This is a genomic window from Flavobacterium sp. Sr18, assembly GCF_011064265.1.
GTDB classification, from domain to species: domain Bacteria; phylum Bacteroidota; class Bacteroidia; order Flavobacteriales; family Flavobacteriaceae; genus Flavobacterium; species Flavobacterium petrolei.
Genome location: NZ_CP049329.1, coordinates 2,444,994 through 2,468,903, shown reverse-complemented (window position 1 = coordinate 2,468,903; position 23,910 = coordinate 2,444,994). Strand labels below are relative to the sequence as shown.

Here is a 23,910-nt window from a genome sequence, read left to right as displayed (position 1 = left end):
AGTTTATCGCACACCGTGCATCAATTTTTTAATAACCGGAGTCATCGCAACGGAGAATAAAGCAACTACAATGGAAATAATAGTCAACATCCAAAAGAAGTAACTCAATCCGTGTTCATTGGCAATTTTATCAATATTTTCTCCAAACATACCTGCACCTTTCATACCAATTGCTACCGCTAAGTACCAAACACCAAACATGAATGCAATCATTCGAGCCGGAACTAATTTGCTTACATAAGACAACCCAACCGGTGATATACACAATTCAGCCATAGTATGGAAAAGATACACTAGAATCAACCAAATCATACTCACTGAAGCTGTTTTTGCACCTGCTTCGATTCCGCTTGCGCCAAAAGCTACACAAGCCATCCCAAGCGCTAATAATCCCATTCCAATTCCGTATTTCAAGTTTGCAGAAGGATTGTATTTACTTTCCCACCATTTAGAAAATAACGGCGCTAATGAAATAATAAACAAAGAGTTTAAGGTAGAAAACCAAGTTGCAGGAACTTCGGTTAATGCCGTGGTAACTTTGTCTATTTTCAATGCTTGCAAAGTTGAATCTGATAATGATAAATATCCAGCAGTATAATAATCTTTCGTCAACATCCAGATTGCTATAGCCCAGATAATGATAAAACTTACGCTTAGAATAATATTTGCAAGCGCATAGAATTTAAAGGTCTGTTTGAATAATAAAATTAACACCCAAGTGATAATTACTAGAGGTAAAATAGTAATCAATGAATTCATCACTAAAAACACTACGCTCCAATTACCTGTTAAAACACGATCTGTATAATCACTGGCAAAAATCGTTAAACTGTTTGGTGATTGTTCAAAAATTGCCCAGAAGAAAATAGTCAGAAATGCAAAAAATGTAACTGCGATCAATTTCTCCTTAGTAATTTTAGAATATTGAGTAAATCTGTAAACCAATAAGATAATGAACACAACTAAAGCGGAAACAATAGCTATAGAGTTTCCATTAGGTCCTAGGAATGAAAAAATATTCACTTTACCTCCCGATATTTTAGAAGCAGGATCATTTACAAGCCATAATAAAGCTAAAATAGAAGAGAAAGCTATTGCTGCTAATTGTATTGGAGAAAAAGGATTTCTTTTATCCGTATCCAAAGCTTCTGCTTTTGCTTTGCTTTCTTTACTTGGTTTCAAACCAATATCTCCAAAGATATCTTGAGACAACCAAAACTGTAACATTCCAAAGAACATAAAGATCCCGGCTAAACCAAAACCGTACGTCCATCCTACTTTTTCACCTAAATAACCACAAAGTAAAATCCCGAAGAACGCGCCGGCATTTACACCCATGTAAAACAAAGTATACGCACCATCTTTCTTTTCCGGACGGTCTTTGTACATTTCAGATACGATTGATGTCATGTTTGGTTTAAAGAAACCATTTCCAAAAACTAACAATACTAATCCTAAATAAATAGAAAATTCAGTTTCGACAGCCATAGAAGCATGTCCTAAAGTCATTAAAGTAGCTCCAACCACAACAGCCCATCTAAAACCAATAACTTTATCAGCAAAATAACCACCTAACATGGTAGATAAATAAACCAGACCTACATAGGATCCAAATAATGCAGAAGCATTTTCACGAGTCCATTCCCAACCACCATCTGTAAAGGAAGCGGTTAAAAATAATATCAATAAAGAACGCATTCCGTAGAATGAGAAACGTTCCCACATCTCTGTGAAAAACAAAACGAATAATCCCGCAGGGTGCCCTAAAACGGTACTTTTAAAAAATTGATCTGTATTATTTTGACTCATATTATTAATTGTTTAATTCTTTATCTACTCCGTGCATTAATTTTTTAATTACTGGCGAAAGTACTAATAGTAGCAGTCCGAAACCAAGTCCTGTGTAAAATAAATATTCAAAAAGCACTAAATAACTCTGTTTTGCTAAATTCAAATCTGGCGCTGTACCATTTGACGTATCGACAGAAGCGATATTCGCTAAAATGGAAGCTATAAATTCAGAACTGGCTGTTGCCAAAAACCAAACGCCCATCATGAAACCAACTATTTTAGCAGGGGATAATTTAGTTACCGCAGAAAGTCCTACCGGCGACAAACTCAATTCCCCACAAGTGTGTAAAAAATAAGCTAATATCAACCAAATCGCTGCTACTTTTCCTGCTCCAGAAAGATTTATCCCCATAACTAATGCTCCAAAACCTAAACCAACGAAAGCTAATGCAAAAGCAAATTTCACAGCTGTATTTGGATTGTATTTTCCTAATTTTGGCCATATCCAAGCAAAAACTGGAGCTAACAAAATTATAAATAAGGCATTAAAACTTAAGAATTGCCCAGCAGAGACTTCGTAACCGAATATAGTTCGGTCTAAAATCCGATCAGCAAATAAATTCATAGAAGTATAAGCTTGTTCAAACAGTGCCCAAAAGACAATCGTAAATACAATCAGAATGGTTAAAGCAATCAATTGATGACGTGCTTTTCCGTCTAACTGTGTGATCGCATAATAAACAATATAAATAAAGGAAATACCACCTGCAATTTTTAAAGCCCATGAAACCGCATCATGATTTTGAACCATTTGCCAAAACAATAATGTTGATAAAACACTTCCCACATAAATTAACCACTCATTTTTAAGTCCAAACGATTTGTTTTCTAAGAAAGATGGGTTATTTGACTCTCCTTTGCCCATTAATAATTTCCTACCGGAAATAAAAGTCAATAATCCAAAAAACATTCCGACTCCAGCTGCACCAAAACCGTAACTCCAACCATATTTTTCACCAAGCCAAACACAAATTAGCGTAGCCAAAAAGGAACCTAAGTTGATTCCCATGTAAAACAAAGTGAATCCGGAATCCCTTCTCTTATCGCCTTTTTCATATAATTCCCCTACCAATGAAGAGATGTTAGCTTTTAGAAAACCAACTCCGACAATTATTAAGGATAATGAAAAGTAAAATATCTGCAAGGCCGTTTCATCCCGTGTAATTTCGCCAGTAATGGATTGTGTTGCGGCATTCCCTTCATAAGCCATTCCTATATGTCCCAGCACCAACATAATCCCTCCAAAAACAATGGCTTTTCTAAAACCCAAATACCTGTCGGCAATAAAGCCACCTAACACTGGAACGGCATATACTAAAGCAGCGTAACTTCCAATCAGTAAATTTCCCGAACTATCCGAGAACAAATGGTACTTTGTCAGATAAAAAATCAACAAGGCTTTCATTCCATAAAAGGAGAAGCGTTCCCACATTTCGGTAAAAAACAATATAAAAAGCGCCTTTGGATGTCCAAAAAATTCTTCCTTATTCAATGCGTCGTTTGTCATAAAGCGCTGTTATAAATTTTCTTTAATAAAATTAGTCATTTTGGTGTACAACTGAACTCTGGTTTTTCCGCCGTAAATCCCGTGATTATTGTCTGGGTAAATTTGGGAATCAAATTGTTTATTGGCCTGAATCAAAGCTTCCATCATTTGCATGGAGTTTTGAACATGCACATTATCATCTCCCGAACCGTGAATCAAAAGGAATTTCCCTTTCAATTTATCCACATGATTTATTGGTGAATTATCATCGTAACCGCTCGCATTTTCTTGCGGTGTCGTCATGTAACGCTCCGTATACACACTGTCATAAAAACGCCAGTTTGTTACCGGAGCTACAGCAATTGCCATTTTGAAAACATCGTTTCCTTTCATGATACAATTGGATGCCATAAAACCACCATACGACCAGCCAAATATACCAATTCTAGCTTTATCAACAAATGCGTAATTTCCTAATACTTTAGCAGCATCTATTTGGTCTTCTACTTCGAATTTTCCTAATTGCAATTGCGTCACTTTTTTGAAATCAGCACCTTTAAAACCAGTACCTCGTCCGTCAACACACGCCACGATATAACCTTGTTGTGACAACATCATAAACCAATAATCATCAGTACTATTCCACTCATTGTTTACTTGTTGGGAACCCGGACCAGAATATTGGTACATGAAAACAGGATATTTTTTAGCCGGATCAAAATCTTTCGGTTTAATCATCCAAGCATTTAGTTCATCCCCTTTTGCTGTTTTCAAAACAAAAAACTCTTTAGCCGGTAAATCATAGCTTTTTAACTTTGCAGCCAATGATTCATTATTCTCAATAACTTGAATTTGTTTTCCTGCTTTAGCTTCGTTTAACGTATAAGTGGTAGGTTGAGACGCACTAGAAAAAGTATTGATGTAGTATTGAAAATTTGGACTGAATGTCGCAGCATTCGTTCCTGTAAATTGTGACAAACGCACTTTGTTTTTTCCGTCAAGACTTATTTTGTAAACGTCTCTGTTGATAGATCCATTTTCTACAGACTGATAGAAAACCGTATTTTTCTTTTCGTCTAAACCATAATAATTAGTTACTTCCCATTTTCCTTTGGTCAGTTGGTTTTTCAATTTTCCGTTTTTATCATATAAGTAAATATGATTGAAACCGTCTTTTTCGCTGGTCCAAATAAAACTGTTGTCTTTCAAGAAAGTCAAGTTATCCGTAACATCAACATACGCTTTGTCTTTTTCGTTCAAAACTACTTTTGCAGTTCCTGAATTACCATCGATAAATAACAAATCCAAATTGTTTTGGTGACGATTCAATACTTGCGCAGATAATGTATTCGCGTCATTTGTCCATTTCATTCTGGCAATATAAAAATCATTATAATTACCAAGATTTACATTTTTTACCGCATTCGAATTTACATCATAAATATGTAACGAAACTAATGCATTCTTCTCCCCTGCTTTTGGATATTTAAACGTTTGCATCATTGGATACAACTCTTTTCCAAACATGGACATCGAAAATTCCGGAACTTGACTTTCGTCAAAACGAATGTAGGCTACTTTTTTGCTGTCAGCGCTCCAATCGAAAGCTTTTACAAAAGCAAACTCTTCTTCGTAAACCCAATCCGTAATACCATTAATAATGCTGTTTTTTTGTCCGTCTGTAGTTATTGGAGTCGATTTATCAGAAGCTAAATCATATACATACAGATTATTTTCTTTGGCGTACGCTATCTTTTTTCCATCAGGTGAAAAAGTAGGTTCCTGAACCTGAAAATCAAATATTTTTTTTAATTTTTTATTGGCGATGTCATATAAATAATAATCAGCAGTAAACGAGTGACGGAAGATTTGATTGGTATTGCAAGCCAATAGAATCATTTTTTCTGAAGCGTCAAAAGTATAACTGTCAATCCCGCCTGATAATTCTCTGTGCGATTTTGTATCGATTAATGTAGATACTTTTTTTAATGTAGCAAAATCATACAAATCAATCTGCATGCTTCTGGACTGCCTGTCAGCATTCAAAACCGTGTACTGATTTGTATTTTTCAACGATTGCAATTCATCCATTCCCTGAGCGCGGAATGTACCATTATAAAGTTCATCAATTGTGATTTTATGTTGACCAACAACCGTAAAACACAAGAATAAAAATAATGCTATAATTTTTTTCGAATACATACTATTTATTTAAAGATAAAAACCGTCAATTTTAGTGAAAAAATTACAATTATCGGTCATTTTATATGTTAAATGTAAAAAGCAATGTGAAAAATAACCTTTCACTGAATATAATTTGATTGTAAATAAAACGGCTAAAACCGTATATTTGCAACTAATTACACCATAATCAATTGAGAATGAACAAGGCTATTAGCGGATTTTCTAAATTATCCAAAGAAGAAAAAATTAAATGGATTGCCAATCAATATTTTTCAACACCTACAGAAGCCATCGCCTTGCTGAAAAACTATTGGAATTCTGATGAAAAAATACAGAAATTACACGATGAATTCATCGAAAACACGATAACCAATTTCTACATTCCATTGGGAGTGGCTCCTAATTTCCTGATTAATGGAAAATACAGCACGATTCCCATGGCTATCGAGGAAAGTTCGGTCGTTGCTGCTGCCGCAAAAGCTGCTAAATTTTGGTCCACGCGTGGCGGATTTAAAGCAACCGTAATCAATACCGAAAAAATTGGTCAGGTTCATTTTATCTACAAAGGTGATGTTTCAAAATTGAATTTGTTTTTTGCCCAAAACAAAAGCAAATTTTTCTCAGAAACCGAATCGATTACCACCAATATGCAAAAACGCGGTGGAGGAATTTTAGACATTGTACTAAAAGACAAAACCGATTTATTGCCTAATTATTTTCAGCTGCATGCTACTTTTGAAACCAAAGACAGCATGGGTGCAAATTTTATCAATTCGTGTCTGGAACAATTTTCCAAAACATTAAAAGAAGAAGCGCACAATTATGACTTGTTCACGGAAACTGAAAAAGAGATTGAAGTGGTAATGAGCATACTTTCGAATTATGTTCCAAATTGCATCGTAAGAGCGGAAGTTTCTTGTCCAATAGAAGAATTAGAAGAGAAACACATTACGAATCCTCTGGAATTTGCCGAGAAATTTGTACAAGCCGTTCAAATCGCCGAAGTCGAGCCGTATCGTGCCGTTACGCATAATAAAGGGATCATGAACGGAGTGGATGCTGTAGTTTTGGCCACAGGAAATGATTTCCGTGCAGTCGAAGCCGGAATTCACGCCTATGCTTCCCGAAATGGAAAATATTCCAGTCTTTCCCATTCCAAAATCGAAAATGGTATTTTTACTTTTTGGTTGGAAATTCCTTTAGCACTAGGAACTGTTGGTGGCTTGACTTCTCTGCATCCATTGGTAAAATTGTCATTGGAAATGCTGGAAAAACCATCTGCCAAAGAATTAATGCAGTTTGTAGCTGTAGCGGGTTTAGCCCAAAACTTTGCCGCTTTACGTTCTTTAACTACAACAGGAATTCAGGAAGGACACATGAAAATGCATTTAAACAACATCATCAACCAGTTTGAAGCCACCGATGACGAACGCATTTTAATCCAGAAATATTTCAAAAAAAATACCGTATCTCATAGCGCCGTGGTCACCTATATTGAAAGTTTAAGAAAATAATTTTATCTTGAAGCAACAAAAAATAAGATTGCTTCGTTCCTCGCAAAGACAATGAAAAAAACATTTTACAGTAACGGAAAACTTTTAATCACAGGAGAATACCTGGTTCTTGATGGAGCTAAAGCCTTAGCATTACCCACAAAAAAAGGGCAAAACCTTATTATTGAAGAAGGAGGCAACAAAAAAATTATTTGGAAAAGTTATGATGGGGACGGAAGCATTTGGTTCGAAGACACTCTTTTATTCTCTGATATTTTTAAAGAAGTTAATCCTGAAAACGAATCCGTCAAGAATACACTTACGACCATTTTGCACGAAGCATTTAAACTAAATCCGGATTTCATTTTAAATTCAGATGGTTACACTATCATTACCGAACTTGGATTCCCAAAAAGCTGGGGCTTGGGAACATCTTCGACTTTGATAAACAACATTGCCCAATGGCTGCAAATTGATGCTTTCACATTGCTTAAAAACAGTTTTGGAGGTAGTGGTTATGATATTGCATGTGCGCAAAACGACAGTCCAATTGTATATAAATTGGAACAAGGAAATCCTACAGTTGAAAAAGTATCTTTTAATCCGGATTTTACGGACAACCTTTACTTTGTATATCTCAACAAAAAGCAAAGTAGTAAAAGTGCAATAGCTGCTTACAACATGAATAAAAAGAATAATCTGCCGAGGACAATCGCTTTAAATGACCTAATCACTTCTGAAGTTTTGAATGCCGCTACGCTTCCCTCTTTTGCTACAGCAATACAAAAACATGAAATACAAATGAGTAATATCCTGGAAACACAAACTATAAAGGAATCTTTGTTTCCAGATTTTAATGGTGTGATAAAAAGTCTGGGAGCTTGGGGAGGTGATTTTGTGATGGCAATTGCAGAGGATAATCCAACAGCTTATTTTACTTCTAAAGGATATAAAACTATAATTCCTTATGACGAAATGATTTTATCTTAGTTGTTATAATCCCATTCATTCATAAAAACCTAATAAAAGCAAAATCCCGATACATTAGCATGTATCGGGATTTTTATTTTGATTAATTACTTTTTTAACTAGTAATTAAAATCTTGTCTATTATCTTCAATTTTAGCGTTAGCTTTCAATGCAGGAACAACTCTATTCGCATCTGAAGCACTTTGCGCTTTCAATTTAGCAACGTAAGGCGCATGATTTTTCAATGCTGGCGCTTTTACTGTACTTGTGTTTTTAACCACATATACACCAGTATTTCCTTCAATTGGAGCTGACATTTTATTTGCTGATAAGGCAAATGCATTACCCACTACTTTTGGCTCTGGACCAACATTTGGCAACATTGCATTTTCCATAGTAAGACCAGCTGCTTGTTGCACCGTTCCACCTACTGCTTTCGCAATTGCTTCAAGTGAAGAACCCGTCATTTTTGCTTTGATCAGTTCCGCTTTTTTCTTATTTTTTAGTATTTGTTCTACATAAGGTCTGGCTACAGAAACTGCAACTAAACCAGATTTATCAATACTTTTTAACTTTGCAATAACGTGTCCAACATTAGCAACTTCAAATCTTTTCACAGATCCTTCTTTTACTCCATCTTCAAAAGCCCATCTTACGATTGTTCTTTGATTTCCTAATGTTCCAAAGTTTTCGTCCATTCCTTTTACGGAAACAGCCGGAGCAACTTTAAGACCCATTTCTTTTGCTACTTTATTAAAATCTTTATCAGCCGCATCCATTTCTAATTTGGTTGCCTGCGTAAATATTTTATCTGAAGTTGCTTCTGAAGCTTCAACTCTTTGGGCTACAGTAGCCAAACGAATTCCGTCTTGCTTATCCGTAATTTTAATCACGTGAAAACCAAAATCAGTTTCAACTAAACCTACTTTACCAATCCCATTAGTGAAAACAAAATCATTAAATGGTTTCACCATTTGATTTGGACCAAAATAACCTAAATCACCACCTTGTTGTGCAGATGAATCATCAGAAGCTGTAAAAGCCAACATCATGAAACTATCCGGATTTGCGGTTACTTGTGCCAAAATACTTTCGGCTTTAGCTTTAGCTTGTTCTTTAGTTCTTTTCTCTTTTTGATTTGGAACTTGAGTTCCTTCGTAACCAATTAGAATATGACTTGCTTTAGCATTTACCCCTGGTTTCATTCCCATAGATTTAGAAATGCAGTAGTATTTTCCAAACATATACGGACCATAAACTTGACCTGGAGCTAAGTTGAACAATTTATCAGCATCTACAGCAGGTAAATCTTTCTTAGCGATATATGTAGAATCATAAGGAACATCCGAATTTGAATTTACAAAGTCAATTGTATTAGTAGTTGATCTAAATCCTGCTACAGTATCATTTTTACCTGAAGCTTGATTGTACACTACACTTCCTGATAACAGCGCAGTAATTTTCGATTTTACTTCAGCTTCATCCGATGGAGATGCTTTGTCTTCGATCAAAACATATTCTACTTCACGAGATTCGTCAGCTTTGTATTTTTTTTCATCTTTCTTCATGAAATCCACAATTTCAGCATCAGTAATTTTAACTTCACTATCTTTAATTGTAGAATATAAACCGGCAACATAAGCAAAATTCACTTTATTTGCTTCCATTTCATATTTCATTTTTCCTTCGCTTTCAGTTGTAAAAACTGCAGCTTTGATCAATGTATTGTAAATTTGGTATTTTGCGTTAAGGTCTGCATCTTTCTCTCTATCTTTTAAGAATTGAGCTTGTGCAGGGTTCGCTTTAAAATATTCTTTGAATTTAGCAACATCAAATACTCCGGCAGCATTTAAAAACAATGGATTTCCACCAATATTTTGATCTGATTTCAAAACTTCCATTAGGTGTTTTTCACCTACTCTAAGTCCTAATTTTTCAAATTCAGAAGTTAACAAAGCAACAGAAACCTCTTGCTCCCAAACTCTGTTTGCGGCTTCAGTTGAAGTTATCCCTTGACCACTTTTTTCAACATTACTAACTTTAACTCTAAAATCCTCGAATGAAATATCTTTTCCATCGATGCTTCCTACATCTTTTGATGTACTGTTGAAACCACCGCTGTTGAATATATCACCTATGATAAATGCTAATAAACAAAACCCGATAACGAGTATCAGAAGAAGTGAACGTTGTCTAATTTTTTGTAAAACTGCCATTTTATTGTTGTTAATTTTTATATTCAGTTTGCGAAAATACAATTATCTAATTAATAATTATACTAGTAGCGTTTTATTTTGCAAGAAATTTTATTTTCATAATAAAAATCACTCTTGCACGGTCATTTTCACCAATTCAATTTTCTTATTTGTAGCTTCTTCAATTATAAAATGATAGTTGCCTATGGCAATTACGGCTCCTTTTTGCGGAATTTCTTTCGTGAAATCGACAATAAAACCGCCCAGTGTTCCGTAAGAATCTCCTTCCGGAATTTGAAGTTTATAGGTTTGGTTCAAATATTCCACATCTAAACGAGCCGAAAATAAAAAAACACCTTCACCCAATTCTTTTTCCAACAATTCTTCATCAGAATCATGTTCGTCTTCAATTTCACCAAAAAGCTCTTCTACAATATCTTCAATAGTAATAATTCCTGAAGTCCCACCATATTCATCTAAAACAACAGCGACACTTTTCCGCTTTTTGGTAAGCAAATTCATAGCATCTTTGATGAATATTGTTTCAGGCACAAATTCAACAGGAATCACAATTTCTTTGATATTTTTTGGTTTTTTAAACAAATCGAAAGAATGTACATAACCCACAATATCGTCAAGGGAATTCTGATATACCACAATTTTAGAATAGCCCGTTTCTATAAATAATTGTTTCAGTTCTTCGATAGAATCAAAAACCTCAACTGCTATTATTTCTATCCTAGGACTCATCACATCTCTGGCTTTCACACCTGAAAATTCCAATGCATTTTGAAACATCAATATTTCAGAATCCACGGTTTCATTATCCTCCACACTGCTCATTTGTTCCGTAATGTAATTTCCAAGTTCAATTTTACTAAAATACAACTGAATCGTATCTCCTTCGGTTTTGAAGAATTTCCTCAAAATGAAATCAGAAATCGCAATAAAAAAAGTGGAGATAAAATAGAAAATCTTATAAAAAATGTACGCGGGTATTGCAAAAAATTTTATTAACGAGTTGGCATAAATCTGAAAGAAAACTTTTGGAAAAAACTCAGCCGTAACCAAAATAATCAGTGCCGAAATAAAGATTTGCAATAGCAGACTTAACCAATCTGAGAAATGGAATCCCAGAGCAACACACCATTGCAGCACTATATCACCCATAAAAAAACCGTAAACCACCATTGCTATGGTATTCCCAATAAGCATGGCAACAATAAAATTTGTTGGCTTTTCAGTAAGCTTGGTCAGTATTTTTGATAGAAAATTATCTTGTTTTTTTTCGATTTCAAGATATATTTTATTCGAAGAGACAAAGGCTATCTCCATTCCTGAAAAAAAAGCACTTAGTATTAGACATAGTATGATAATACTAACTTCCATCAACTAGGAATTTTTGTTTCGATCTTCGAATTTTTTAGCAAATTTTCTCCTGAAGAAAAACATAAAAACCGCCAATCCTGCAATCATAAAACTCAACCAAGGATTTCCTAATGCTGGTTCATTCACTTTTGTAAAACCATCATAAATGAAATATGCACCAAAAACAAGATAAACGTATTGTGTATATTTTAAGTAATTCATTTTGTATTTATATTAATCGGCAGATTCTATTTCGCCTGTTATTTTTTGAGAGTTAATCACTTTAAAATCCCTGCTGAAATCAATTCCCTGACCATTAGAAACTCCTTTTGGATCGGTTAATTTAAACCTTCTTTCTGTAAAAAACCACTCGTTTTTTTGATCAAAATACAACTGTTCTGTTTCCAGAGTTTGTCCTTGTTCCGTGAAAATTTTCACTTTGCCTTGCAAATCAATAATACTCGTTCCTTCATAAGAGATTGCATAATTTGATTTGATAAAAGTTTTTTTTGCTTTTTTATCGTACAAAGTCACATCAATTCCTTTAGGAAATTCTGTAAAAGGAAATTCAACACTTGCGTAATCCAGCATTTTTGCACTCACCAAAACAGCTGTAATACGACCTGAATCCGTGTATTTTAGATTCACCATATCAGCGTCACTACTTGGAACAAATTCAGAAAAATTGATTTTTTGTATTTCTTTAAAATTACTTTCGCACCCAAAAAACAGTGTCACAGCAAAAACCGTGACAAACCATTTAAAATAATATTTTTTGAATAAAGTCATACAATGAACTTACAGAGAAGTTGTAGCAAACAATCTATACTAGTTGAATTTTCGTTTTTCAAACCATCTTTCATTTAGTGAAAAACCTACGCTCACGTTAGCATAATTTTCTTCCACTAAATTTGCCGCAGTAGTTCCTCTTTTACCAAATTCAAGACCAATATTTACATTTGAAAAGGTTCCCGTCAAAGGCATTCCAAATCCTACTGTTAACGCCATGTCCTCAATAGGCTCTGAATTAATTACTAAACCGGTATTTTCAAATCTGAAACCAGCTCTGTAAACAATTCTTTTGGCATAATTGGAAAATGAATTGTAATTTGGAATGTAATATCCACCGATGCTGTATTTAGAATGTTTCTCGTAGGTTACATTATCAAGTGAATTGTAACTATTACCTATAGAACCTGCTCCTTGAAAAGTATATCCAACCCCAACTAACCATTTTCTAGCTTCGCCAATACCTGCTTGCGCAGTATATTTACTTGGTATTTTGAAATTCTTCTCCGTTTTTACATCATCCAAAACATCAACAATTGATAAATCAAAATTTGAATTATAAAGTGCCGTTGAAATGTTTCTGGTGTTTTCAGTTTTCAAAGTGCTTTCTAATGAATAATTTACGCTACTAAAAAAAGATACTTTTTTGTTAATTTTAGTTTTGTACATCATTCCAAGGTTAAAATTCACACCAGATAAATCCACCGTATTTAATTCTCTTGTACCAATAGAAATATCTGTGATGTATTCAAAATTATTGGTTTCAATCTTCCCGAAATTATAACTGGCATCAGCACCAATATTAAAATTAGGAGTAATTTTATATCCGACACCAATAAAAGCCTTATTCATACCACCAGAACCATTAAATCGTCTGTTATTCACTGCCGGATCATCAGAAACGGATGAAATTTTATATCCAACAGAAGAATATGGAATCAAACCGAAACCAACTCCCCATTTCCCCAAAGGCAAACCTACGGCAAGATAATCTAAGGTTGTTCTGCGGGCATTTGCTGATTCAGTGTCCGTTTTCAATTTTGTAGTAGCATAAGTCCCTCCTAAAGTAAAGGTTGTCAACTTCAAATTTGCATAACTTGCCGGATTTTGTAAGTTCATGTGAATACTATCCTGTTCGATAGCAATTTCTCCCATAGAGCGATTTTCCAGTGTTCCTCTAAACCTTACATCACCTATACCATAGAAAGAATAGGGCGAAGATGTTCCTTCTTGAGCAAAAGATACTAATGATAAAAGCAAACAAGCGCTTACTACAATTTTTTTAATCATTTTTGATTTTATATTGAAATGTTTGGCTCAAACTTTCCAGAAGAAAATTTGAATTGGCAAATATGGTATTTTTTAATCGTTTAGCCAAAAAATCTGTATCGCCACCCGTTAAAATTATTATAAAATTTGGATATCTTGCTTTATATTCATCGATAAAACCGTCAATCTCATAGACAAATCCGTTAACAACACCTGAATGAATAGATTCAGAAGTGGAGTTTCCAATCAAATCCTGCGGAGTTTGCAATGATAACAAAGGGAGTTTCGCGGTGTAATTATGCAAAGCTTCATAACGCAAGCGCAGTCCTGGCGCAATGGCTCCACCCAAATAATTATCATTCTCATCAATAAAATCATAAGTAATACAGGTTCCTGCATCTATCACTAATCGATTCTGATTCGGAAACTGTAGTGTCGCTCCTGCAGCAAGAACCATTCTGTCAATTCCCAAGGTTTTAGGAGTCGCGTAACAGTTTCGGAACGGGAAAGAATCTTCATGTGAGATGAAATGCACTTTTAGCACTTTGTCAAAATCAAGAAAAGACTGTTTTTCAACATCACCGACAGAGGAAATGACCAAATCCGTTACATTTCGAAATTTTTCCAAAATATTTTCAATATTTTTTCGGAGTTCTATTTTAGAAAAAACAAAAATTTCAAAAAGGGTAGCATCCTCAAATACAGCAGCTTTAATTCTGGTATTCCCAACATCGACAACTAAAATCATAATTTGTTTTTTGATGTGGCGAAGGTACGAATTGATTTTTTTTAAAAAATGTTTTGGATAAACTAAAAATCATTCTATATTTGCACCCGCAATAGCGAGGTACCTTAGCTCAGATGGTAGAGCAATGGACTGAAAATCCATGTGTCCCTGGTTCGATCCCTGGAGGTACCACAAAACCCGAATAGAAATATTCGGGTTTTTTGTTTTTATACCTTTTCTACAATACCCTAAATCTTCTCGAATCGACAATCTATACCAAGCACGGTTGAGCATTTTTAGTTTTTAAACCATTGTTATAGTCCCAAACCTTTTCTTTTAGGTCAACAACCTCTCTTTTTAATTTGTTAAAGAATTATTTCGTCAGATGACAAATGGTTTACAAAATCAAACTCTTTTCACAAAGCAATTTAATCTACTAAAAACGCATCGATAATCAAATAAAAATAAAGGGTTCGTATTTTTTTTCCATTTTTTTTGCGAAATTAAAATAACAATAGTTGCAAAATTACTATATTTATGCAAAATTTATATATATGGAGATTTTAACCTGCCCGAAATGCCAAAGTAATCACATCATAAAAAGCGGCATAATCAACAGTAAACAAAGGTACTTATGTAAAAAGTGCAATTATTTTTTTACAGTTAATAAAATCGGTAAAAAGATAGATGATTACTATGTGACCAAAGCATTGCAACTCTATCTCGAGGGCTTGAGTTTTCGCGAAATCGAGCGGATTATCGGGGTTTCACATGTCACGGTAAGCAACTGGGTAAAGAGCTACAATATAAAAAAACCATCTCACGCGAATTACCACCCTACTTATAAGATTTTTAGTCATTTAGAACTAATTGAATATCTAAAAAACAAACAGTTACTCTCCGGTGCAGGAATGATTATTACCGAGCTTGGTGATAAATTTATGCTGATAAAATGGGAGCGGTTCAAAGATTAGCTATATCAGTTTACACAAAAATATATCAAAATTTTTTTCTAGAATTAAATAACTGAATTTGGCACTTTATTAACCAACCATTTAATAACCAATTCCTATTTTATGAAAAAAATATTTTTCACAGCTTCGGTCCTCTTACTGACTCTGCAGGGTTTTTCTCAGGGCTCAACAGATTATGCTGCAGGATTAAAATTTAACCTGAACGAAGATGGCTCCAAGTTCATGCGTGTGATTGCTTGGAATCAAATCTGGATGCGTTCTTCCGAAATGAATCCTGGAACCATGATTGGAGGAGAGGCAACATCAACTGCAACCGACATTGGTAATCGACGGTTGCGTTTTCTAGCTTATGCTCAAGTATCCAAAAGATACATGATCTTAACCCATTTTGGAATCAACAACCAAACTTTTATTAACGGTGGCGCAGCAGGAACCTCAGGTACTGGTGGCTACGGTGCCGGAAAAAAACCTGGTTTATTCTTTCATGACGCATGGAATGAATATGCAGTTGTATTGCCAGAAAAAGATAAGAAATTTAGTTTCACCCTCGGTGCTGGATTGCACTACTACATGGGATTGTCTAGACTAACGATGGCTTCAACGCTAAACTTCCTAACCATAGACGCACCAATTTTTAACTGGCCACTAATTGAAAACTCTGATCAGTTTGCCAGACAAGTGGGTTTATTTGCTAAAGGGAAATATGGCAAACTAGAATACCGCTTGAGTTACAACAAACCTTATGCTACCAACTTAACACCTACAAACACCACGAATGCATCGAATGCCGTAGCCGTAGACAACAGTGGTATGACAAAATGGTCTAAGGCTGGTTATTTCGAATACCAGTTTTTAGATCAAGAAGCCAATGTATTGCCTTTTAAAGTAGGTAGCTATTTAGGAACTAAAAAAGTATTCAACATTGGTGCTGGTTTTTACACTGCGCCTGATGCCACAAAAACTTCTGTAAACAGCACTATCAACAAACATGACATCAAACTTTTCTCTGCCGATGTTTTTCTTGATATGCCTATCGGAAAAAAAGAAAACAAAATGGCCGTTACAGGTTACAGTGTACTATATGACTATGATTTTGGTCCTAATTATTTGCGTAATGTTGGGATTATGAATATTGGCTCAGTAGATCCAAATTTCACAGGGAGTAGAGCTATAGCAGGAGCTGGAAATGCACAGCCAACGATTGGATCTGGAAATATTTGGTATACACAAGCGGGTATTTTATTGCCTAATAAAGAGGCAAAACCTAAAGTTAGAATCCAACCCTTTGGTGCTGTTACTTACAAAAACTTTGATGCTTTAACACAGTCAAGTACACAATTTGACGTGGGATCAAACTTTTTTATTGACGGACACCATGCCAAAATAACGGCACAATATTCAACTAGACCCGTATACACCTCTCTAACAAACCGCTCCGGATCATTAGGAGACTTCGTAGTACAACTTCAAATTTATCTATAATCAATTTTAAAAATAACAATACATGAAAGAAAAATCAACAAAAGGAATTTGGAAAGTTATTTCCGCATCCTCAATGGGTACCATGATCGAATGGTATGACTTTTACATCTTTGGAAGTTTAGCAGTTGTAATTTCAACTAAATTTTTCCCTTCGGATAATCCAACAGCTGCTTTCCTGTCAACTTTGGCAACATTTGCAGCAGGGTTTGTAGTTAGACCATTTGGAGCCCTTTTCTTTGGAAGATTAGGAGATTTAATTGGGCGAAAATACACCTTCATGGTTACTTTACTTTTAATGGGTGGTGCAACCTTCCTGATAGGTTGTATCCCGAGTTATGAAACTATTGGATTCATGGCACCTTTATTAGTATTAATTCTTCGTTTGCTTCAAGGTCTTGCACTGGGTGGTGAATATGGTGGAGCAGCGACTTACGTGGCCGAACATGCGCCAGTAGGACAAAGAGGATATTGGACTTCTTGGATTCAGACGACGGCAACAGTTGGTTTGTTCATCTCTTTAATGGTAATTCTTGCCACAAGAAATATCTTAACACCAGAACAATTTGATGAATGGGGATGGAGAGTTCCGTTTTGGTTATCCATAGTTATGGTTGGAGTTTCGTATTTGATTAGAAAAAACATGGATGAATCACCTGTTTTCGCCAAAGCTAAAAGCGAAGGAAAAACAAGTACAAATCCTCTGAAAGAAAGTTTTGGAAATCGTTACAATATGAAATTTGTATTATTGGCTTTATTTGGAGCTACAATGGGACAAGGTGTTGTTTGGTATACGGGTCAGTTTTATGCAATGAATTTCATGAAAACAGTAATGTCCATTGACTCCTCTCAAGTGGATACTTTATTAGGTGTTGCTTTAATTATTGGAACCCCATTTTTCGTGTTTTTTGGTTGGTTGAGTGATAAAGTAGGTAGAAAATACATTATGATGGGCGGTATGTTATTGGCCATTTTATTATACAGACCAATCTACAAACAAATGTACGAAACCACATCGGTGAAAAACAAAACCGAAATAGTCGAAAAAACTACGGTACTTGCTGAATTGAAAGAAAACAAGAAGCAAACCATGGATTCTATCTATACGACTAACAAAGAGTATGTAGATGGAACTACTTTTCAAGAAATAAAAACCGTACATTTAGAAAACGGCATAGCAATCGTGGTGGATGGTAAAGCGAAGGTTGACACTAAAACAACTGTTAAAATTAATTCTAGTGACAATTGGGCTTTGATATTTCTAGTATTTGTGCAAGTAATATTTGTAACGATGGTTTATGGACCTATTGCAGCGTTCTTAGTTGAAATGTTCCCTGTAAAAATCAGGTACACATCCATGTCATTGCCATACCACGTAGGGAATGGAATTTTTGGAGGATTACTTCCTGCTATTTCAACCTATTTTGTAACCAATGCGAAAGACCTAGGCCATCCGGAATTTTATCTTGAAGGTCTTTGGTATCCAATTGTTATCGCTGCAGTCAGTTTTGTAGTTGGAATGGTTTACATTAAAAATAAAGATAAAAACGCTCACGAATAAAAACACAGCTATGAATCAATTAAAAAGAATATTAGGACTAGTTTGGATTGCATTAGCAGCTGCCGCAGCCTATTTTTGCATCTTCACTTTTGGATTACCAAAATTGATGTCCGGAAAACAAGAAGACTTAGTTTTCGGAATAATTATACTCTTTATACTAACTCCATTAATTGTTTTAGGACTGGGAACCTTTGGGTACTTTTCCTTAATGGGTGATTACGATGAAAAAGACAGTTAATCAAACCATTACCAAAATAGACAGTCTCTGCATTAATTTGCAGAGGTTGTTTATTTTTTTAATCAAGCCTTAGATTCTAAAACAGAATTATAAAAAAAGGCGAAAGAACATTCTGCTGAAAAGCAAACCGCATTTCCTTATGAAAAAGAGACATGAACAAAAGTTGGTTATTCTTTCAATGCTAGTACTATTAGCGTTGAACATACCGCTTTTGCTGTTATTTGACAGTTCAAAACCACTTTTTGGATTCCCAATAATCTATATTTATATCTTCTCGGCTTGGTTATTTTCAATTGCTACTTCCTACCTAATCATAAAACGATATTATGAATAGCATTGGACTCTTATTAATATTGGTGCTTTATTTGTCGATTCTTTTTTACATTGCCTATTGGTCTGAAAAAAGAAGTCATTCTAAATGGACAAACAACCCCTACATTTATTCCTTTTCACTAGCCGTATATTGTACCGCATGGACCTATTATGGAAGTATTGGTGTTGCTGCAGAATCCGGTTTGAGTTATTTACCCATTTATTTAGGTCCTATATTAATTATCCCAACGTGGATGATTATTCTCAAGAAAATTATCCGAATTTCGAGAGTAAATAAAATCTCCAGTATTGCAGATTTTATTTCTTTACGATACGGAAACAGTAGATTTCTGGGAGCTTTAGTAACTACGATTTGCATTGTTGGTATTTTACCCTATATCTCTTTACAGTTAAAGTCAATTTCAGACACCTTTCATATTGTTACAAAAACACAATCGAGTGACAATATTTTCACTGATACAACCACTTATGTTTGCATAGCGTTGGCATTATTTGCTTCCTATTATGGTACCAAATATGTAGATGCTTCCGAAAAAAGACGCGGAATAGTTACCGCAGTGGCAATGGAATCTATCTTAAAGTTAGTTTTCTTTTTGATCGTGGGGATTTATGTTACCTATTTTGTTTTTGACGGTTTTGATGATATTTATCAAAAAGCAGCTGTCCTTAAAGATTTTGACAAAAAAAATACAATTGGTGGTATCACAAACGGAATCAACTGGTTCTTTCTTTGCATTTTATCGATGTTTGCTATTTTCCTTTTGCCAAGACAATTCCATACTGCGATTGTCGAGAACAATAAAGAAACCCACATCCGAACAGCGATTTGGCTTTTTCCGTTGTACCTGCTACTTTTCAACCTTTTTGTTTTTCCAATTGCTTGGGGCGGCAATATTCTTTTTGAAGGTAAAGGCCATAATTCAGATACGTATTCCTTATTGATCCCACAGTTTTTTGACAATAATGTATTGACGGTGATGGTTTTTCTGGGTGGATTTTCGGCAGCGATTTCAATGATTATTGTATCTTCAATTGCACTCGCTACAATGCTAAGTAACAACTTACTGATTCCGTATGGCTTCATTGGTTCACTAGAAAATTCTTCACAGAAAAAGAACAGTAAACGGATTGTAAATAGCCGAAAAATAGGGATTTTTTCTCTTATCATTTTGGCGTACGCCATTTATAGAATATTCATTTTAGACTATTCTTTGGTTTCCATCGGACTGGTTTCCTTTGTCGTTATAGCACAACTGGCTCCTTCCTTTTTTGGTGCATTATTCTGGAAAAGAGGTTCTAAATATGGTGCTGTAACCGGAATTATTCTTGGATTTTTAACCTGCTTTTACACGTTGCTAATTCCGTACGCTATTGGAATCACAAAATCAACCAGCCTGTTTATTCAGGAAGGACCTTGGGGAATTGAATTGCTGAAGCCTTTTCAACTTTTTGGTTTGGATTATTTAGACCCTATTCCACATGCTGTTTTTTGGAGCTTATTAATTAATATTCTGAGTTATGCTGCGGTTTCCGTGAGTTTCAAAGGCAATTACAGAGAACGAAATTATGCTGAAATGTTTGTGGATATTGACAAATACATCACCAATCACGAAAACGCTTTTGTATGGAAAGGAACTGCGTATATTTCTGATATTCAAAAAGTCTTACAGCGTTTTCTTGGCGAAGAAAGAACCAAAAGGGCTTTAACCATTTTCAATCTAAAATACAACATCGATAAAAATATTACGACTGCCGATGCCCGATTTATAAAATTTGCCGAGAATTTATTGACGGGACACATTGGTACGGCCTCCGCCAAAATATTAATATCGAGTGTGGTCAAAGAAGACAAAATCAGTTTGCCCGAAGTATTGCGAATTTTGGAAGAATCCAAAGAAAACATCATCATCAACAAGAAGTTGACGGACACTTCGAATGAATTAAAAAAAATATCAGAACAACTCAAAAATGCGAATCAGGAATTAGTCAATAAAGACATTCAAAAAGATGAATTTCTAGACACGGTTACCCATGAATTGAGAACACCAATAACCGCTATTCGTGCCGCAAGCGAAATCCTTCACGATGATGACGACATTCCCGAAGAGTTGAGAAAGCAGTTTTTGCAAAACATCATTTCCGAGTCGGACCGATTGAACCGTCTGATTGATAAAATTTTAGATTTAGAAAAATTTGAAACTGGAAAACAAAAGATTTATTTGTCTAAAAACAACATCACAAGAACGATAAAAAACACGTTGGATTCCCTCCAACAATTAGTAAAAAACAAAAATATCAGCATTGAATTTAAGGATGCATCCAAAGAAATAAAAGCTTTTTATGATGAAGAAAGAATCGTTCAGGTTATCCATAATTTAGTTTCGAATGCGATAAAATTTTGTTCGGAAACAGACGGAAAAATAGTGATTTCCATTGCTGAAAATAAAGACAATATCGAAGTCAAAATACACAACAACGGCAAGGGAATTAAAAAAGAAGATTTTGAAGCTATTTTTGATAAATTCTATCAATCTCGAAACCAAAACGTAAAAAAACCCATAGGAAGCGGACTGGGTTTAGCCATTTGCAAACAAATTATTGAACATCATAAAGGTAAAATTTGGGCTGAAGATAATGTGGTTGAAGGAGCCACTCTCATTTTTACATTACCCAATTATAATACAACAGAAAATAATTAAAAAATGAAAAAAATTTTAATTGTAGATGACGAACCAAACATTGTAATGTCACTGGAATACACTTTCAAAAAGAACAATTTTGAAGTTTTCATAGCGCGTGACGGACAGGAAGCACTGGATATTTTAAAAAAACAACTTCCGGATGTCATAATTCTGGATGTCATGATGCCCATGGTGGATGGTTTTGCCACATTGGAACAAATAAAAAAAGACGAACGACTGCGGCATTGCAAGGTCATTTTCCTTTCGGCAAAAAACAAGGAAAAAGATATTGAAAAAGGACTTTCATTAGGTGCTAATTTATATGTTGTAAAGCCCTTTTCAGTTAAAAAATTAGTCGATCAAGTTCATGAATTAATTCAATAAGAAACAAATTCAACACAATGGAATACAAGGAAATTTATGAGAACAGCATTGCGCATCCAGAAAAATTCTGGGCAGAACAAGCTGATGCAATTGAGTGGTACAACAAACCGGAGACAATTTTATCGAAAGACGAAAATGGATATCCGCTTTGGTACAAAGATGGAGAATTGAACATTTGTTATTTGGCGTTAGACAAGCACATTCAGGATGGTTGTGGAGATCAGGTCGCTTTTATTTATGATTCTCCGGTGACACAAACCGTAAAAAAATATACTTTTTCGGAAGTAAAAACCGAAGTCGCAAAACTCGCGGGAGGCATGCAATCATTGGGATTAAAGAAAGGCGACACGGCCATAATTTATATGCCCATGATTCCTCAAACCGCTTTTGCGATGTTGGCTTGCGCAAGAATTGGCGTGATTCATTCGGTTGTTTTTGGAGGTTTTGCGCCACATGAATTGGCCATCAGAATTGACGATTGCAAACCCAGAGCGATTATTACTGCTTCATCCGGAATTGAAGTCGACCGATTAATTGCATACAAACCTTTGGTAGATGAAGCTATTGCATTAGCGAGTCACCGACCAAAAAAAGTAATCGTTTTCAATAGAAAATTAGGTGCCCGAATTCCGTTTAAAAAGTATGATGTAGATTACGATGCATTGGTTTACGGCTCCGAAGAAACACCTTGTATTCCTGTAAATTCGAATCATCCGCTGTATATTTTGTACACTTCCGGAACAACAGGAAAACCAAAAGGAATTGTAAGAGATACTGGTGGATATGCCGTAGCATTGAAATTTTCGATGAAATACATTTACAATGTAAAGGAAGATGAGACTTTTTGGGCAGCATCGGATATGGGTTGGGCAGTTGGGCACAGCTACATTCTGTACGGACCGTTATTAAACCGAAATACAACTATAATTTTCGAAGGAAAACCCATAAAAACTCCGGATGCGAGTACGTTTTGGAGAATAATTTCAGAGCATAAAGTAGGCACGATGTTTACGGCTCCAACCGCCATTCGAGCCATCAAAAAAGAAGATCCTGACGGAGAATTCATCAAACAATATGATTTGAGCGCTCTAAAAAATCAATTTTTGGCGGGAGAACGTTGTGACAATGCCACACTGGAATGGTACCAACAGCACATTCCTGTTCCTGTAATTGACCATTGGTGGCAAACAGAATCAGGTTGGCCAATGATTGCCAATTCTCTTGGTATTGAAAAAATGCCTGTGAAATCTGGCTCTGCCACAAAAGCAGTTTGCGGATATGATATTCGAATTTTTAATGAAAACGGCGACGAATTAAACGCCAATGAAGAGGGCTTGGTGGTTGTAAAACTGCCATTACCTCCGGGAAATATGTTAGGAATTTGGGAAAATGAAGTACGTTTCAAAGCAGGTTATTTCAGTAAATTTGATGGATATTATCTATCTGGCGACGGTGGTTATAAAGATGAAGACGGATATATTTTCATCACCGGAAGAACGGATGACGTAATAAATGTAGCAGGACATCGATTGTCAACAGCAGAAATGGAAGAAGTTGTTGCTTCACATCATTCGGTGGCTGAATGTGCCGTTATTGGAATTCACGATGAGTTGAAAGGACAAATTCCTTTGGCTTTGGTGGTAACCAAATCAGGAGATGAAATCGAACATTATCAATTGGAACAAGAAATTATTAAACTGGTTCGCCAGCAAATTGGCGCAGTTGCCTCGTTGAGAAATGTAGTTATTGTACAACGATTACCAAAAACACGCTCGGGGAAAATCCTCCGAAAACTGATGCGCAGCATTACAGATGGCGAGGAATTCCAGATTCCTTCCACCATTGATGACGAAACCATTGTGGAAGAAATCGTTACCACATTAAAAAAGTATAAAATAGGCGTTTATAATATTTAAAATTTACCAAAAT

General features: G+C 35.2%; 18 protein-coding genes and 1 tRNA gene. 10 read left to right on the top strand and 9 right to left on the bottom strand.

The window, feature by feature from the left end:
• Positions 1 to 3: 3 nt before the first annotated feature.
• Genes G7A72_RS10885 through G7A72_RS10875 form a run of 3 tightly spaced genes read right to left on the bottom strand, consistent with a single transcriptional unit; the run spans position 4 to position 5,539 of the window.
• Complete coding sequence (locus G7A72_RS10885; RefSeq protein WP_113664414.1) at positions 4 to 1,809, bottom strand: peptide MFS transporter; 1,806 nt, start codon at positions 1,807 to 1,809, stop codon at positions 4 to 6.
• A gap of 4 nt (positions 1,810 to 1,813) precedes the next feature.
• Entirely contained in the window at positions 1,814 to 3,358 is a 1,545-nt protein-coding gene (locus G7A72_RS10880) for a peptide MFS transporter (RefSeq protein WP_165152485.1), read from the bottom strand.
• A gap of 9 nt (positions 3,359 to 3,367) precedes the next feature.
• The gene (locus G7A72_RS10875) at positions 3,368 to 5,539 is read right to left on the bottom strand and encodes a S9 family peptidase (protein WP_165152484.1); all 2,172 of its coding nucleotides are present in this window, start codon (positions 5,537 to 5,539) and stop codon (positions 3,368 to 3,370) included.
• A 179-nt stretch (positions 5,540 to 5,718) separates the two neighbouring features.
• On the opposite strand from G7A72_RS10875, the gene G7A72_RS10870 reads away from it, so the two are divergent.
• Positions 5,719 to 7,035 carry a hydroxymethylglutaryl-CoA reductase, degradative gene (locus G7A72_RS10870; RefSeq protein WP_165152483.1) on the top strand — a complete coding sequence of 439 codons (1,317 nt, stop codon included), beginning with the start codon at positions 5,719 to 5,721 and terminating at the stop codon, positions 7,033 to 7,035.
• Positions 7,036 to 7,086: 51 nt separating this feature from the next.
• The gene (locus tag G7A72_RS10865) at positions 7,087 to 8,004 is read left to right on the top strand and encodes a GYDIA family GHMP kinase (protein WP_165152482.1); all 918 of its coding nucleotides are present in this window, start codon (positions 7,087 to 7,089) and stop codon (positions 8,002 to 8,004) included.
• 98 nt (positions 8,005 to 8,102) lie between these two features.
• Here the strand turns inward: G7A72_RS10865 and G7A72_RS10860 are convergent, their stop codons facing one another.
• The 6 genes from G7A72_RS10860 to G7A72_RS10835 all read right to left on the bottom strand — a co-directional run bounded on the left by G7A72_RS10860 (position 8,103) and on the right by G7A72_RS10835 (position 14,352).
• The gene (locus G7A72_RS10860; protein WP_165152481.1) at positions 8,103 to 10,199 is read right to left on the bottom strand and encodes a peptidylprolyl isomerase; all 2,097 of its coding nucleotides are present in this window, start codon (positions 10,197 to 10,199) and stop codon (positions 8,103 to 8,105) included.
• 108 nt (positions 10,200 to 10,307) lie between these two features.
• Positions 10,308 to 11,567 carry a hemolysin family protein gene (locus G7A72_RS10855; RefSeq protein ID WP_165152480.1) on the bottom strand — a complete coding sequence of 420 codons (1,260 nt, stop codon included), beginning with the start codon at positions 11,565 to 11,567 and terminating at the stop codon, positions 10,308 to 10,310.
• A 3-nt stretch (positions 11,568 to 11,570) separates the two neighbouring features.
• Positions 11,571 to 11,768 carry a hypothetical protein gene (locus G7A72_RS10850; protein ID WP_165152479.1) on the bottom strand — a complete coding sequence of 66 codons (198 nt, stop codon included), beginning with the start codon at positions 11,766 to 11,768 and terminating at the stop codon, positions 11,571 to 11,573.
• A 12-nt stretch (positions 11,769 to 11,780) separates the two neighbouring features.
• Positions 11,781 to 12,335, bottom strand: coding sequence for an LPS export ABC transporter periplasmic protein LptC (gene lptC, locus G7A72_RS10845; RefSeq protein WP_165152478.1), 555 nt, complete (start codon positions 12,333 to 12,335; stop codon positions 11,781 to 11,783).
• Positions 12,336 to 12,374: 39 nt separating this feature from the next.
• Positions 12,375 to 13,625 carry a hypothetical protein gene (locus G7A72_RS10840; protein ID WP_165152477.1) on the bottom strand — a complete coding sequence of 417 codons (1,251 nt, stop codon included), beginning with the start codon at positions 13,623 to 13,625 and terminating at the stop codon, positions 12,375 to 12,377.
• On the bottom strand, positions 13,618 to 14,352 hold the full coding sequence (locus G7A72_RS10835; protein ID WP_165152476.1) for a type III pantothenate kinase: 735 nt from the start codon (positions 14,350 to 14,352) through the stop codon (positions 13,618 to 13,620). The genes G7A72_RS10840 and G7A72_RS10835 overlap by 8 nt, the downstream gene beginning before the upstream one ends.
• A gap of 98 nt (positions 14,353 to 14,450) precedes the next feature.
• Between G7A72_RS10835 and G7A72_RS10830 the strand changes: the two genes are divergently transcribed.
• The 8 genes from G7A72_RS10830 to G7A72_RS10795 all read left to right on the top strand — a co-directional run bounded on the left by G7A72_RS10830 (position 14,451) and on the right by G7A72_RS10795 (position 23,897).
• Positions 14,451 to 14,523, top strand: a tRNA-Phe gene (locus tag G7A72_RS10830).
• Positions 14,524 to 14,885: 362 nt separating this feature from the next.
• Positions 14,886 to 15,305 carry a helix-turn-helix domain-containing protein gene (locus tag G7A72_RS10825; protein ID WP_129752527.1) on the top strand — a complete coding sequence of 140 codons (420 nt, stop codon included), beginning with the start codon at positions 14,886 to 14,888 and terminating at the stop codon, positions 15,303 to 15,305.
• Positions 15,306 to 15,407: 102 nt separating this feature from the next.
• The gene (locus G7A72_RS10820) at positions 15,408 to 16,787 is read left to right on the top strand and encodes a porin (protein WP_113664426.1); all 1,380 of its coding nucleotides are present in this window, start codon (positions 15,408 to 15,410) and stop codon (positions 16,785 to 16,787) included.
• Positions 16,788 to 16,809: 22 nt separating this feature from the next.
• Complete coding sequence (locus G7A72_RS10815; RefSeq protein ID WP_165152475.1) at positions 16,810 to 18,345, top strand: MFS transporter; 1,536 nt, start codon at positions 16,810 to 16,812, stop codon at positions 18,343 to 18,345.
• Between the two features lie 10 nt (positions 18,346 to 18,355).
• Positions 18,356 to 18,583 carry a DUF6814 family protein gene (locus G7A72_RS10810; RefSeq protein ID WP_113665423.1) on the top strand — a complete coding sequence of 76 codons (228 nt, stop codon included), beginning with the start codon at positions 18,356 to 18,358 and terminating at the stop codon, positions 18,581 to 18,583.
• A gap of 326 nt (positions 18,584 to 18,909) precedes the next feature.
• Positions 18,910 to 21,615, top strand: a complete 2,706-nt coding sequence (locus G7A72_RS10805) for a sensor histidine kinase (protein ID WP_165152474.1) — start codon at positions 18,910 to 18,912, stop codon at positions 21,613 to 21,615.
• Positions 21,616 to 21,618: 3 nt separating this feature from the next.
• A complete protein-coding gene (locus G7A72_RS10800; RefSeq protein WP_165152473.1) occupies positions 21,619 to 21,981 on the top strand; it encodes a response regulator transcription factor in 363 nt (120 codons plus the stop codon).
• A gap of 17 nt (positions 21,982 to 21,998) precedes the next feature.
• The gene (locus tag G7A72_RS10795) at positions 21,999 to 23,897 is read left to right on the top strand and encodes an acetate--CoA ligase (RefSeq protein ID WP_165152472.1); all 1,899 of its coding nucleotides are present in this window, start codon (positions 21,999 to 22,001) and stop codon (positions 23,895 to 23,897) included.
• Positions 23,898 to 23,910: the final 13 nt, after the last annotated feature.

Coding starts and splice junctions, on each gene's coding strand:
- G7A72_RS10885 (WP_113664414.1), bottom strand. CDS start 1,809: ATGAGTCAAAATAATACAGATCAATTTTTTAAAAGTACCGTTTTAGGG.
- G7A72_RS10880 (WP_165152485.1), bottom strand. CDS start 3,358: ATGACAAACGACGCATTGAATAAGGAAGAATTTTTTGGACATCCAAAG.
- G7A72_RS10875 (WP_165152484.1), bottom strand. CDS start 5,539: ATGTATTCGAAAAAAATTATAGCATTATTTTTATTCTTGTGTTTTACG.
- G7A72_RS10870 (WP_165152483.1), top strand. CDS start 5,719: ATGAACAAGGCTATTAGCGGATTTTCTAAATTATCCAAAGAAGAAAAA.
- G7A72_RS10865 (WP_165152482.1), top strand. CDS start 7,087: ATGAAAAAAACATTTTACAGTAACGGAAAACTTTTAATCACAGGAGAA.
- G7A72_RS10860 (WP_165152481.1), bottom strand. CDS start 10,199: ATGGCAGTTTTACAAAAAATTAGACAACGTTCACTTCTTCTGATACTC.
- G7A72_RS10855 (WP_165152480.1), bottom strand. CDS start 11,567: ATGGAAGTTAGTATTATCATACTATGTCTAATACTAAGTGCTTTTTTT.
- G7A72_RS10850 (WP_165152479.1), bottom strand. CDS start 11,768: ATGAATTACTTAAAATATACACAATACGTTTATCTTGTTTTTGGTGCA.
- lptC (WP_165152478.1), bottom strand. CDS start 12,335: ATGACTTTATTCAAAAAATATTATTTTAAATGGTTTGTCACGGTTTTT.
- G7A72_RS10840 (WP_165152477.1), bottom strand. CDS start 13,625: ATGATTAAAAAAATTGTAGTAAGCGCTTGTTTGCTTTTATCATTAGTA.
- G7A72_RS10835 (WP_165152476.1), bottom strand. CDS start 14,352: ATGATTTTAGTTGTCGATGTTGGGAATACCAGAATTAAAGCTGCTGTA.
- G7A72_RS10825 (WP_129752527.1), top strand. CDS start 14,886: ATGGAGATTTTAACCTGCCCGAAATGCCAAAGTAATCACATCATAAAA.
- G7A72_RS10820 (WP_113664426.1), top strand. CDS start 15,408: ATGAAAAAAATATTTTTCACAGCTTCGGTCCTCTTACTGACTCTGCAG.
- G7A72_RS10815 (WP_165152475.1), top strand. CDS start 16,810: ATGAAAGAAAAATCAACAAAAGGAATTTGGAAAGTTATTTCCGCATCC.
- G7A72_RS10810 (WP_113665423.1), top strand. CDS start 18,356: ATGAATCAATTAAAAAGAATATTAGGACTAGTTTGGATTGCATTAGCA.
- G7A72_RS10805 (WP_165152474.1), top strand. CDS start 18,910: ATGAATAGCATTGGACTCTTATTAATATTGGTGCTTTATTTGTCGATT.
- G7A72_RS10800 (WP_165152473.1), top strand. CDS start 21,619: ATGAAAAAAATTTTAATTGTAGATGACGAACCAAACATTGTAATGTCA.
- G7A72_RS10795 (WP_165152472.1), top strand. CDS start 21,999: ATGGAATACAAGGAAATTTATGAGAACAGCATTGCGCATCCAGAAAAA.